An 11,692-nucleotide genomic window follows, 5' to 3' on the forward strand; every position below is an offset into this window, starting at 1 on the left:
AGAGGATGACAGCTATGGGGAGTTCTATATTGTTTATCGGCGCCGGACGAATGGCAGAGGCCGTCATTGCAGGTATTGCAGCAGACCGCGAGTCTCCATTTGAGCGTATAACGGTTGCGAACAAATCAAATCAGGAGAAGCGTGACAGGCTTGCTGCGGAGTACGGTGTACATGCGACCGACGACTGGCTGCAGGTGATTCAGAACCACGACGTTATCGTTCTGGCAGCACCGCCTTCCGCACACGGTGATCTGCTGAATGCTGTGGCTCCACTGTGGAAAGGACAGCTGATTGTGACTCTTGCTGCTGGGATCGACCCGGAGTATATGGAAGCAAGACTCCCCGCTGAGGCACCAGTATGCTGGATCATGCCGAATACGGCGGCTCAAATAGGAGAGTCCATGACTACCTTCGTTTGTGGCAATGCGGTGACGTCAGCCCACCGGCCGCTGATTGAAGGACTGCTTCAGGCAATTGGTCCGGCAGAAGAACTGACGGCTGCGCAGGTTCATGAGCTGACTGCTGTCACAGGGAGTGCACCGGCTTTTATGTATTATATCGCCTCAGCTCTTCAGGAGGCGGCAGCAGCAACAGGCATTTCAGAGGAGCAGGCGCAAAGGCTGGTCGTGCAAATGATGAAAGGATCTGCCGCGATGCTTGCCACCGGCAAGGAACCAAAAGATCTGATGCAGCAGGTTGCCTCCCCGGGCGGCTCTACAGCTGAAGGCCTGCACGTGCTGGAAACGTATCACGTAGATCGTATTATTAAACAGGCGGTTGAAGCAGTCAACCGCCACGCAGGGGGGAATACGTAATATGCTGAAAACGCTTGAGGTCTCCACATCGTCCAGGGATGAAATTCTCGATTTAACTGGACGTGTTCAGCAGGTGATTGATGAATCAGGTATCGAAGAAGGACTTGTTTATATTCAATCTGCCCATACGACAGCTGGCGTCACGGTGAACGAGAACGCAGATCCGGATGTGAAAACGGATATGCTGAATCGATTCAATGACGTATATCCATGGGAGCATCCGCAGGACCGGCATATGGAGGGAAACACGGCATCCCATTTAAAAGTGTCAACGGTTGGAACGCTGCAAACGCTGATTGTCCATGAAGGCAGGCTGCTGTTAGGCACCTGGCAAGGTATTTATTTTTGTGAATTCGACGGCCCGCGCAAGAGAAACGTTCATGTGAAAGTCTCGGCAGGCTGATAAACAGGCAGGAGAGAAGGTCATTATGTCAGATCAACAGCTGATCCGGGGGACGATGGTGCTGACCGCAGGCATCTTTTTAACGAAGTTTCTCGGATTTATTTACATATTCCCATTCACGTATCTCGTTGGACACCAGGGGCTCGCACTGTATGCCTATGGCTATCTGCCTTACACGGTGCTGCTCAGCCTGGCGACACTCGGTATTCCGCTCGCGGTATCCAAGTTTGTTTCCAAATACAATGCATTAGGCGATTATCATACCGGTCAGCGGCTGTTAAAGTCGGGTTTGATCGTGATGAGTGTCACTGGTTTCATCGCCTTTCTGGCGTTGTTTTTTTCAGCAGAGGTCATTGCCAACCGAGTGCTTGACCCGGATAACCTTGAAGGAAATACGGTAGCAGATGCGGTGTTCACCATCCGGATGGTAAGTGCTGCCCTGCTCGTCGTGCCGCTTATGGCGATCATACGCGGGTTTTTCCAGGGAAATCAGTCGATGGGGCCGACAGCCGTTTCCCAGGTGATTGAACAGATCGTGAGAATCGTCTTTATCTTGATCCTTACGTATCTAATCCTCTACACGTTCGATGGACAGCTCGGTACGGCGATCGGCTTTGCTGTATTCGGCGCGTTTGCCGGTGCGCTCGGTGGACTGGCTGTTCTGCTCTGGTACTGGAAAAAGCGCTACGCTGGGTTGCAGGAAATGGTCAGCCGGAGCACGGTTGATCATAAGCTGCCGCTTGGAAAAATGTATCGCGAGCTGCTTCGGTACGCGCTGCCGCTCTCATTCGTAGGTCTTGCGATTCCCCTGTATCAGATGATAGATCTGTGGACGTTTAATCCGGCCATGATGGCAGCCGGCTATACCGATACACAGGCAGAAACGTATTTTGCTTCTTTCACACAGACCTCCCACAAGCTGATCATGATTCCGGTATCGCTTGCAACAGCGATGTCGCTGACGATTCTGCCGACGATTACGGCTGCCTACACGCAGAAAGATACCGAAAAACTGCAGAGAACCATCACGCAGACGTATCAGATCATTTTGTTTCTGACCGTTCCGGCAGCAGCCGGTTTGATGATTCTGGCAGTCCCGGCTTACGGCGCACTGTTTGCTGAAGAAGTAACCGCAGGGGCCTCCATCTTACGAAACTATGCACCTGTTGCCGTCTTTTTTGCCGTGTTTGCGGTGACGGCTTCACTGCTTCAGGGGATGGAGAAACAGCGGATGGCTGTCGTCTCACTTGCCGCAGGCCTGTTATTCAAGGTCGTGTTTAACAGCCTTTTCATCGGCTGGTTCGGACCAGAGGGCGGGGTCTATGCAACTTTCGGCGGGTACCTGCTTTCTGTGTGCATAAACATTTGGGCTATCGGATATTACGCCTCATTTGATTACAGGCTCGTCAGGAAGCGATTCCTGCAAGTATCGGTATATTCGCTGGTGATGGTGCTTGTCACCTGGTATATTTCATTCGGCCTGCAGCGCATCTGGCCGGTTACAAGCCAAGGAAATGGCCTGCTCGTTCTCGGTATATCGGTAACAGCGGGTATCATTGTTTATTTGAACCTGGCGTTTCGTTCAGGACTTGCGGGAAAAGTACTCGGTCATCGGTTTTCGATGCTGAATAAATAAGATGGGTAATCCAGTACGACAGGATCAGGCACACTCATTCTTAAGAGAGTGTGTACCGCCTGGTCCGTAACAGTTCAGGCTGCAGCGGGCGTGACCAAAAAGACAGTGCCGGAGATCGTAAAACGATCTCCGGCACTGTCATGCAGGCTGTCTGTATAAATACGCCTCTTACTGCATCAGTTTTGAACGGACTCCTGCGGTGTTTCACCAGGGACCCATGCTTCTGCCCAGGCCTGAATTTCATCGAGAGCAGGTTCAAGCGCTCTTCCTTTATCCGTAAGTGTATATTCTATGCGCACCGGCGTTTCCGGGTAGACGTGACGTTTGACGATTCCGATCTCTTCCAGCTGCTTCAGCCGGTCGACAAGCATTTTATCGCTCATATTAGGAATGTTGGATGATATATCGCGGAAGCGGGCCGGGCCGTGAAGCAGTACACGAATAATCAGACCGTTCCAGCGTTTACCGAGAAGTTGAAAAGCCGACTCAAACTTTGGGCACATCGCTAACTCTTCCATCAGATTCACCTCTCTTTATATGCTAAAGCATATACCTAAACAATTGTTTAACTATTATAACACATATCACCTTGCTGCGGAATAGAATGACAACAATGAACTTTTTTAAAGAAACAAACTTTTGTTTAATAACCGCTGTGTTGATTTGAAAGCGCGAAGCATTATGAGATTTCCTCTTTACCTGCCAAAGTACCTTTCGGGGGTAAAGGGCATCTGCTATAATGGGAGCATTGGACAACAGGGTGCAGAAGGGGGGCGGAACAGTGGAGGAAAGCAGATCGAAGCTTTACATAGACTGGTATTTAATTACGGCAGTCGTCATCATGACAGCATTTGGACTGATCATGGTTTACAGCGCGAGCTTCGTGCAGGGATATCAAAATTACGGCGACGTCACGTACTTTTTCGATCGGCATTTGATCTGGGTTGTGCTCGGAAGTCTCGGGTTCCTTTTTTTTATGTTTTTTCCGTACCGTCATTTCAGGCGTCTCGTTCCGTTTATTCTGCTTGCTTCTGTTGCGATGCTGATCATCGTGGCGCTTCCCGGCGTCGGTCATACTGTAAACGGTGCGACCCGCTGGATTGCGATCGGCGGCTTTACAATCCAGCCGTCCGAGTTTGTCAAGCTTGGGATGATTATTTACCTGGCATACATTTATTCACGGAAACAGTCGTACATTCACGATTTTAAGAGCGGCCTTTTTCCCCCGCTTGTGATTACGGCCGGGGTCTTTATATTAATTATGATGCAGCCGGACTTAGGCACGGGGACCTCGATCGTACTTGTGGCAGGTCTGATCGCTTTTTATTCGGGCGCCCGCTTCTTTCACATGATTTCGCTCGGGACGCTTGCAGCTGCTGGTTTGTATTATTACGCGAGTTCTGCTGAATACCGGATGAACCGGATTACCGGATTTGTGAACGCGTTTGAGCTGGAACAGTCTGACGGCTTTCAGCTGGTGCAGTCGTATATTGCGATTGCGCACGGAGGAATCACCGGTGCAGGCTTTGGTCAGAGTGTACAAAAGCTGTTTTACCTGCCGGAAGCCCATACCGATTTTATTCTCGCTATCGTAAGCGAGGAGCTCGGTTTTCTGGGAATTCTGCTCGCACTCGGCGGAGTCGGATTCATAATCGGGCGCGGCTTTTTGATCGGTGTTCGCTGCCGGGATACGTTTGGAAGTCTCCTCGCATTTGGTATCGTCTCACAGCTTGCTATTCAGGTGATATTTAACTCTGGTGCTGTCAGCGGCTTTCTGCCGATTACAGGAATCCCGTTTCCATTTTTAAGCTACGGCGGTTCATCACTTCTCGTCACGCTTGCAGGAATCGGCATTCTCGCCAATATTTCGAGAAAGACAGAAAAGGAACGGGAGAGTTATGCTTCCGATAATAAGGAAATGCACGACGAAGGAACATTAGCAAAGACTTCTGTTTCCCGGGGCGTGTAAGAGGGTGGAACTATGCAGGAACGAAAAAGTCCATTTCAACAGCTGGACTATACATTATTATTCTTTTTATTTGTTCTGATGTGTATCAGCCTTGTGGCGATTTACAGCGCTGCTACATCAGGACAGTACGGCGTGGCGCCGTCCTATTTCGTCCAGCGTCAGATCCTCTGGTTCTCGGTCGGAATGGTATTGATGATTTCGGCAATGGTGATCGACTATGATCTGTTTAAACATTTGTCTATACCGCTTTACGCGGTGAGCATGATTTTACTGGTCGCCACGCACTTATTTGGAATTGAAGTGAACGGCGCTCAAAGGTGGCTCGGCATACCGGGTGTGTTTACGTTTCAGCCGTCGGAATTCGTCAAGATTTTCATCTTAATCTCGCTGGCGCATCTGCTGTTCACGATTACGCGGGCACCCCGGCCGAAAACATTTAAATCAGACGTGATTGTTGTTGCCAAAATACTGGGTGTCGGGCTTCCGCCATTCGCGTTTATTCTGATTCAGCCGGACCTTGGAACAGCACTCGTCATCATGGCCATGATTGCGATTATGATTCTAATGGCAGGGGTCACTTTCCGGATGATTGGTCTGCTCGTAACGCTTGCAGTATCTGCGGTGGCAGGACTTGTCTGGCTTCATAACAATGCGTTTGAATTGTTTACCCAGGTCATCCGACCGCACCAGCTTTCCCGCATATATGCGTGGCTGGACCCTACAGCGAACATCGGCGGCGAAGGCTACCAGCTGTATCACGCTCTCCAGGGAATAGGGGCAGGTCAGCTTTACGGCAGCGGCTTCACTCAGGGAGTTAAATCACAGAGCGGTGTTATTCCGGAGCTTCATACAGATTTTATTTTCACGGTGATTGCCGAGGAGTTCGGATTCATTGGAGCTACTGTGCTGATGGTGATTTACTTTCTGCTGCTGTACAGGATGGTGTTGATCGCATTCACGTGCAACAATTCATTTGGGACATATTTAACGGCAGGTGTTGTCGGACTGCTCGTGTTTCAGATTTTCCAGAATGTCGGCATGACGATCGGCGTTGTTCCGATTACAGGGCTCGCACTTCCATTTATCAGCTATGGGGGAAGTGCACTCGTCACAAATATGCTCGCGATTGGTATTGTGCTGAATGTGAACATACGAACGAAGCACTACATGTTTGGCGAAGAAGAATAAGGAAAGGCAGAGGCTTCGGGGCGTTCCCTGGAGCCTTTAGCTCATCGTTATAGTAGGAGGGCAACACCATGAGAGCAGACAAACTGCTGGCTAATCTGGGGTACGGATCCAGGAAAGATGTAATAAAACTTTTCAGACAGAAAGCGTTAACTGTCGATGGAGAAGCAGTGACGAATGGAAAAACGCACGTGTATCCAGATAAACAGACGCTCGAAGTATTCGGAGAAGAGGTTACGTACAAAGAATATATTTATTTAATGATGAATAAGCCCGATGGTTTGTTATCGGCTACAGAAGATGCGGTGCAGGAAACTGTCGTGGATATTCTTGAGCCGGAGGACCAGCTGTTTGAACCGTTTCCAATTGGCAGACTCGACAAAGATACGACGGGCCTTCTGCTTTTGACGAATGACGGCAAATTGGCACACCGGCTTACCTCGCCGAAGCATAAAGTGGATAAAGAATACCGGGTGCACCTGGCCCGTCCTCTCTCCGCAGAAGGCGAACAACGCTTAAAAGAAGGGATGACGCTTGAAGACGGCCTCGAAACACAGCCGGCGCAGGTCAGCCGTACGGACGATCCACGCGTGATCTTTTTGACCATTCAGGAGGGCAAATATCACCAGGTAAAGCGAATGATTGCAGCCTGCGGTAGTCATGTCGAGGAGCTGGAACGGGTCAGAATGGGGCCGCTTGTTCTAGATGAGGACCTGGAACGAGGAGCATACAGAGAGCTTACGGACCAGGAGCTGGCCAGGCTGAAACGCTGAAGCTTTTACAGCTTTCAAATCAATGAACAAAAAAAAGAAGCTGCGCTCATATAACGCTGCTTCGAGGTATTCGAGATTACGATACTTTTGTTTTTTTACCGGTAGTCGTCCAGACCCCACGCTCAAGCGTGGTGACGAGACCGTTATATTCCAGCACGTTTAAGTCGCGCTGTATCGTTCGTTCTGTCGTGCCGAACTCTTCCGTGAGTTCTTTCGTCGTCACGTTTCCTTTCTGATTAATGTAGAGATACACAGATTTAATGCGAGTTAACATACGATCGGTTGACGGCTTCAAAAAACCACTCCTTCAAGTTTGTTACTCCAGTGTAAATCGCGGACACATCAAGCGCAGAAAGACCAGGAAGGGCTTCTACACGCTTACGTCCACACGTTTTCCGGCATAGGGATGAGGAGCCTCCTGGGCGGCGGAATCCAGTGCTTCAAGCATTTTCATGCTCTGAGCAGCCTGGGTGGACAGTGTGCTTTGCATCAGGCTTAAGCTTACGGTATGCTGAAGCTTGTTCGTCTGAGTGTTCACCATGGAAGATATATCCAATAGCTTTCCCCTCCTTTGACGTTTATTTTACCTAAAGTAATCTCTTACGTAAAGCGAATTGAATGTAAAATTCGTAAAACTTTCATGAACCGGACGTTAAACGTTCGGTTTTTATTGTGGGAATGCCGTGTTCGTTGACGTATACTGGTAATCGTCATGCAAAATACATAGAAAGTCAGGGATGTACTTATGAAACAACGTAATCCGGTTTTTCATATGAAAGGCTATTTCTTTTTCATTTATTTTGGATTTGGCGGGCTTTTTCCGCTGCTTACCGTATATCTGCAGGATGAGGTGCAGCTGAGTGGAGCGCAGATTGGTGTGATCACTTCCATCGGGCCGATCGTCATGATCCTGATCCAGCCGCTGTGGGGGATGCTGAGCGACTACACAAAGCGGCCGAAGCTGCTGTTAACTGTCGCCTCAATTGGAGCCGGTGTTTCCGGTTTTACTTATTTATTTGCTCAGGAGTACCTGATGTTCGTGCTTACGGCGTCAATGATCGCGCTTTTCCAAAGCGCACTCATTCCGCTTTCAGACAGCATTGCGATGAATTATACGAAGCGCGAGGGCGGAGACTACGGCCGGATCCGGATGTGGGGGGCTGTCGGATTTGCCGTTGCCGTATGGATTATGGGAAATGCCTCTGATCTGTTTGGTCTGGAAGTGATCTTTTATGGATTTGCTGTTGTTATGTTTGCAGGAGCTTTCTTTTCACGGCATATGCCGAACGAGGCAGGATCCGCGGTTGTTGATGTCCGGGGCGGACTGAAGCGGCTGATGAAAGTAAAAGGCTTTCCGCTGTTTTTAATTATTACGTTTCTCGTATACGGTCCGATTATGGCGAACAACTTTTACTTTGGTGTGCTGATTCAGTTTGCAGGTGGAACGCTTGCAGGGGTCGGCTTTGCATTCCTGCTGGCAGCAGGCAGCGAAGTGCCGTTTATGCGCTGGGCAGGAGCCTGGATACAGCGCCGCGGAATCCTGACGATTTTATTTGCGGCTGCCTTCATTTCCGGGGTGCGCTGGATTTTTTACTCCTTTGAGCCGGATCCTGTATGGATCTACGCCACAACGATCATGCAGGGCTTCAGCATCGGGCTGTTTGTACCTGCTGCACTGCAGTACGTGACAGACATAGCTCCAGCTGAAGTAAAAGCAACAGCAGTAGCTGTATACGCTGCTGTCGGAAACGGCGTCGGTGCCTTTTTCTTCAGTATGTCAGCGGGACTCCTAATCGACCTCCATTCCATTCTGGCAGTCTATTTATTTTACGGCATCATGACACTGTCTGGTGCACTGCTATTATTTCTGCTGGCATGGCGACAGCCGCACGTCGTAAAAAAAGAAACTGCATAACGGAAAAAGAAGAAATCCGGGCAGAAAGAAAAGGGAATCATCCGGGTTTAAGGACAACATCTGCGTCTGAACTTTAATTAAAGAAAGACTATAGAAAAAACCGGCGATCAAAAAATGATTGCCGGTTTTATTCATCATGTTCAGTCGAATTGAAACAAGTCTGTACTTAAATAGCGTTCACCGGTGTCACAGGCAATGGCAATGATAACATCGTCAGGACCAAAGTTTTTTGCCGTTTCCATTGCTGCATAGCAGGCTGCGCCGGAGGATGGGCCGACGAGAATGCCTTCTTCTCTTGCCAGTCCCCGTGCCGCTTCATACGCGTCTTCATCGGAAATTTGATGAATGCGGCCGTAAACCTCTTCGTTCAGAATGGGAGGAACAAAGCCTGGAGACGTACCGACAAGCTTATGCGGGCCGGGTTTGCCACCAGAAAGGACCGGTGATCCTTTCGGTTCTACGACATGAATTTCAATATCCGGATAAGATTTACGAAGCTCCTCGCCCGTTCCCGTGATCGTTCCTCCAGTACCTGATGTCGCTACAAATGCAGCGAATTGGCCATCGATCTGCTTCATTGCTTCTTCAATCTCCACAGCCGTCGTCTTTCGGTGCGCATCCGGATTAGCTCCATTTTCAAACTGCATCGGCATAAAGCCGTTTGGTATTTCTTCTGTCAGCTGACGAGCCTTTTCGATGGCGCCCGGCATTTTTTTATCTCCGGGTGTAAGAACGACTTCAGCCCCATATGCTTTTAAAAGGTTTATTCGCTCCTGTGACATCGTATCGGGCATCGTTAAAATAGCTCGATAGCCTTTTGCGGCCGCGTTCATTGCAAGACCGATGCCGGTATTGCCTGAAGTTGGTTCAATGATGACAGAGTCAGGATGCAGGATTCCGTCCTTTTCTGCCTGTTCAATCATATTGGAAGCGGCTCTGTCTTTAACGCTGCCGCTTGGATTCATGAATTCAAGCTTAAGATATACTTGTGCTCCATCAGCATCGGGAAGTCGCTGAAGCTTAACGAGAGGCGTGTCCCCGATCAGTTCATCCATATAGTTAACTACTCTGCTCAAGCCGGTTCACCCTTTCTAAAACGAAGTATTTTTATCAGTATGCTTACTCTATCAGTATAGCACAGCCACTCAGCGGGATAAATGCGGCCGTTCGGTGGAGGTTTTTCTGGCCCCTGAGAGAGGAATAGGAAAAACAGATGGAAGTGAAAGAGGTGAAAATCATGTCAGCGCATTATTTTCTCGGGTTTCATGCCGATATAACGGTCAGGGAGAAAGCCGTACAGATGCAGCATAAGCTGCAGGCAGCCGATTATTTCCGACACCTGACTGGTCCGCAGGATTTTCATGTCACGCTCCTTTTTTTGGGAGGCTGGGTGCAGGGCAGGAGGGAGAAGCTGTGGACACAATTACAGGATAAACAGCTGCCGGCTTTCTCACTTACGTTCAGCCGGTATGCTGTTTTTGGAAGATCCGAGAGGCCGCGAGTGCTTTTTCTGCGGCCAGATCCGGAAGGAGCTCTGGATGAGATCTACCAAACCGTGATCCGGGAAGCAGCCAGGCTCGACTTTCCCGTGCCTGCAAGAGGATATCACCCGCACCTGACGTTAGCCAAAAAAGCAGGAAAGCGTCCGTTTCCCGAACCGGTGTACGGCGATATGGAGCCGGTGACGATGCCGGTTCAAAAGTTAACGTTATATAAAGTCCGGCCTGAAAGCAATCCGCGTTACCAAGCCGAAAAAACAATCGATTTAGGTGAAAGGAGGTAAGCAGATGGCGCAGCTCGTCAAACTTGCTGATTACGTATCACGTTACGAAATAGACATTTACCGTTACCCGAGCCGCTATGTACGTTTAAAAAAAGAACGATGGCAGCGGATTAAAGCCGACTGGGAAGCAACGAGGCGTGAGGGAGAGGGACCTCTGTTTCAGCATTACGAAGAAAAAGGAGCATGGCAAAAAGCTCGTACGCTGTTTTCAAAAAGCTGGAAAAAGAGAACGCAGGAGGAGATGGACCTCCCGTCAAACTGGGAGCTCAGGCATCAGTCTGTAGAGGCTTTGCGGGAGCAGTTTGTCAGGGAATTGCTGTCTTTTCAGCTGAACTGGGCGAGTTCCACAGTATCAGAGATCTCGACAGTTCATCCGTCTCACCGGAAAGACTCTTTGCTGAAATGGTTTCTCACTGATTTTCCTGATACATTTTTTCTGTTCTACGAGCCGGTGCTGATCGCCGGACAGGCACCGGTTGAATGCGACACGCTGCTGCTGACGCCGAATGAGCTCTGGGTGCTTCACGTACTTCCCGGAGATGGAACGACCATATACTCCTCACAAGGAACACGCTACTGGGAAAAACGCGAAGGAGAAACCCGTGAGACGGTTTTACATCCTTCCTTATCCATACGCCGAACGGTAACGGTATTGCAAAATATTCTGAAGGGCAGCGGGATGAAACTGAAAACAGCCGTTATTTGTCCGGAAGGCTATATTGATACTGGAAAAAGCAGCAGGCTTGAATTTTATGACAGGCGGTCAATGTCCAAGTTTCAGGAGAGTCTCAGCAAAATGACAACGCCGATTAAAGCCGATCAGCTGAAGGCTGCAGAACAGCTGCTGGATGCAGGGCTGACCGTATCAGAAAACAGAATGGATGCCGAACCGGAAAATGCCGTTGATTCAGAAGAAGAATTCCGTTAAGATGAATAAGGCACTTACCAGTATGAAGGAGCGGAATCCTTTTGATGACATTTACAGCAATAACGTATATCCGCCGCGCCCCGGATTGGAACGGCGGCTTTGGTGTGGAACTGCTGATGGACGGAGAAGCATATTTTTATGAAAATATGCACGCGCTTCGGCAGTCATGTCATGACAACACTGTGTTTTTCATTTGCCCGCCGATGGCAGATGAAGAGTTTGACGAAATCAATGAGCACGTCATCAGAATGCAGGATGAACAATTTCCGGGCTGATCCAGTCTAT

At 49.4% G+C, this 11,692-nt stretch carries 14 protein-coding genes; 10 read left to right on the top strand and 4 right to left on the bottom strand.

The genetic code is table 11. The features are described from left to right. Positions 1–5 precede the first annotated feature (5 nt). Genes proC through HCN83_RS04995 form a run of 3 tightly spaced genes read left to right on the top strand, consistent with a single transcriptional unit; the run spans position 6 to position 2,854 of the window. On the top strand, positions 6–815 hold the full coding sequence (proC, locus tag HCN83_RS04985) for a pyrroline-5-carboxylate reductase (RefSeq protein WP_343033653.1): 810 nt from the start codon (positions 6–8) through the stop codon (positions 813–815). Between the two features lies 1 nt (position 816). After that, complete coding sequence (locus HCN83_RS04990; RefSeq protein WP_168005226.1) at positions 817–1,218, top strand: secondary thiamine-phosphate synthase enzyme YjbQ; 402 nt, start codon at positions 817–819, stop codon at positions 1,216–1,218. A gap of 25 nt (positions 1,219–1,243) precedes the next feature. Further along, a complete protein-coding gene (locus tag HCN83_RS04995; protein ID WP_168005227.1) occupies positions 1,244–2,854 on the top strand; it encodes a putative polysaccharide biosynthesis protein in 1,611 nt (536 codons plus the stop codon). 176 nt (positions 2,855–3,030) lie between these two features. Here HCN83_RS04995 and HCN83_RS05000 read toward each other — a convergent pair whose 3' ends face one another. Beyond that, positions 3,031–3,372: a winged helix-turn-helix transcriptional regulator gene (locus HCN83_RS05000; RefSeq protein WP_168005228.1), complete on the bottom strand. Its 342-nt coding sequence runs from the start codon at positions 3,370–3,372 to the stop codon at positions 3,031–3,033. Positions 3,373–3,635: 263 nt separating this feature from the next. Here HCN83_RS05000 and ftsW point away from each other — a divergent pair, with 263 nt between their 5' ends. The 3 genes from ftsW (at position 3,636) to HCN83_RS05015 (ending at position 6,781) form a co-directional block, all read left to right on the top strand. Further along, positions 3,636–4,823: a putative lipid II flippase FtsW gene (gene ftsW / locus HCN83_RS05005; protein WP_343033654.1), complete on the top strand. Its 1,188-nt coding sequence runs from the start codon at positions 3,636–3,638 to the stop codon at positions 4,821–4,823. 12 nt (positions 4,824–4,835) lie between these two features. After that, positions 4,836–6,011, top strand: coding sequence for a rod shape-determining protein RodA (gene rodA, locus HCN83_RS05010; RefSeq protein ID WP_168005230.1), 1,176 nt, complete (start codon positions 4,836–4,838; stop codon positions 6,009–6,011). A gap of 68 nt (positions 6,012–6,079) precedes the next feature. After that, positions 6,080–6,781: a pseudouridine synthase gene (locus HCN83_RS05015; RefSeq protein ID WP_168005231.1), complete on the top strand. Its 702-nt coding sequence runs from the start codon at positions 6,080–6,082 to the stop codon at positions 6,779–6,781. Between the two features lie 76 nt (positions 6,782–6,857). Here the strand turns inward: HCN83_RS05015 and HCN83_RS05020 are convergent, their stop codons facing one another. After that, positions 6,858–7,076 carry a DeoR family transcriptional regulator gene (locus HCN83_RS05020; RefSeq protein ID WP_168005232.1) on the bottom strand — a complete coding sequence of 73 codons (219 nt, stop codon included), beginning with the start codon at positions 7,074–7,076 and terminating at the stop codon, positions 6,858–6,860. Positions 7,077–7,151: 75 nt separating this feature from the next. Then, positions 7,152–7,337, bottom strand: coding sequence for a putative motility protein (locus tag HCN83_RS05025; RefSeq protein WP_168005233.1), 186 nt, complete (start codon positions 7,335–7,337; stop codon positions 7,152–7,154). Between the two features lie 189 nt (positions 7,338–7,526). On the opposite strand from HCN83_RS05025, the gene HCN83_RS05030 reads away from it, so the two are divergent. Continuing rightward, positions 7,527–8,696 carry an MFS transporter gene (locus HCN83_RS05030; RefSeq protein ID WP_168005234.1) on the top strand — a complete coding sequence of 390 codons (1,170 nt, stop codon included), beginning with the start codon at positions 7,527–7,529 and terminating at the stop codon, positions 8,694–8,696. A gap of 140 nt (positions 8,697–8,836) precedes the next feature. Here the strand turns inward: HCN83_RS05030 and cysK are convergent, their stop codons facing one another. Next, positions 8,837–9,751, bottom strand: coding sequence for a cysteine synthase A (gene cysK, locus HCN83_RS05035; RefSeq protein WP_168005332.1), 915 nt, complete (start codon positions 9,749–9,751; stop codon positions 8,837–8,839). Positions 9,752–9,933: 182 nt separating this feature from the next. On the opposite strand from cysK, the gene thpR reads away from it, so the two are divergent. From thpR to HCN83_RS05050, 3 genes are read left to right on the top strand one after another with little or no spacing between them, the layout of a single operon-like run. Further along, complete coding sequence (thpR, locus tag HCN83_RS05040) at positions 9,934–10,479, top strand: RNA 2',3'-cyclic phosphodiesterase (protein WP_168005235.1); 546 nt, start codon at positions 9,934–9,936, stop codon at positions 10,477–10,479. 4 nt (positions 10,480–10,483) lie between these two features. Beyond that, the gene (locus HCN83_RS05045; protein WP_168005236.1) at positions 10,484–11,407 is read left to right on the top strand and encodes a hypothetical protein; all 924 of its coding nucleotides are present in this window, start codon (positions 10,484–10,486) and stop codon (positions 11,405–11,407) included. A 41-nt stretch (positions 11,408–11,448) separates the two neighbouring features. Further along, the gene (locus tag HCN83_RS05050; protein ID WP_168005237.1) at positions 11,449–11,682 is read left to right on the top strand and encodes a hypothetical protein; all 234 of its coding nucleotides are present in this window, start codon (positions 11,449–11,451) and stop codon (positions 11,680–11,682) included. Positions 11,683–11,692: the final 10 nt, after the last annotated feature.

The organism is Alkalicoccus luteus (genome assembly GCF_012034335.1).
Taxonomy (GTDB): domain Bacteria; phylum Bacillota; class Bacilli; order Bacillales; family Salisediminibacteriaceae; genus Alkalicoccus; species Alkalicoccus luteus_A.

Coding starts and splice junctions, on each gene's coding strand:
- proC (WP_343033653.1), top strand. CDS start 6: ATGACAGCTATGGGGAGTTCTATATTGTTTATCGGCGCCGGACGAATG.
- HCN83_RS04990 (WP_168005226.1), top strand. CDS start 817: ATGCTGAAAACGCTTGAGGTCTCCACATCGTCCAGGGATGAAATTCTC.
- HCN83_RS04995 (WP_168005227.1), top strand. CDS start 1,244: ATGTCAGATCAACAGCTGATCCGGGGGACGATGGTGCTGACCGCAGGC.
- HCN83_RS05000 (WP_168005228.1), bottom strand. CDS start 3,372: ATGGAAGAGTTAGCGATGTGCCCAAAGTTTGAGTCGGCTTTTCAACTT.
- rodA (WP_168005230.1), top strand. CDS start 4,836: ATGCAGGAACGAAAAAGTCCATTTCAACAGCTGGACTATACATTATTA.
- HCN83_RS05015 (WP_168005231.1), top strand. CDS start 6,080: ATGAGAGCAGACAAACTGCTGGCTAATCTGGGGTACGGATCCAGGAAA.
- HCN83_RS05030 (WP_168005234.1), top strand. CDS start 7,527: ATGAAACAACGTAATCCGGTTTTTCATATGAAAGGCTATTTCTTTTTC.
- cysK (WP_168005332.1), bottom strand. CDS start 9,751: ATGGATGAACTGATCGGGGACACGCCTCTCGTTAAGCTTCAGCGACTT.
- thpR (WP_168005235.1), top strand. CDS start 9,934: ATGTCAGCGCATTATTTTCTCGGGTTTCATGCCGATATAACGGTCAGG.
- HCN83_RS05045 (WP_168005236.1), top strand. CDS start 10,484: ATGGCGCAGCTCGTCAAACTTGCTGATTACGTATCACGTTACGAAATA.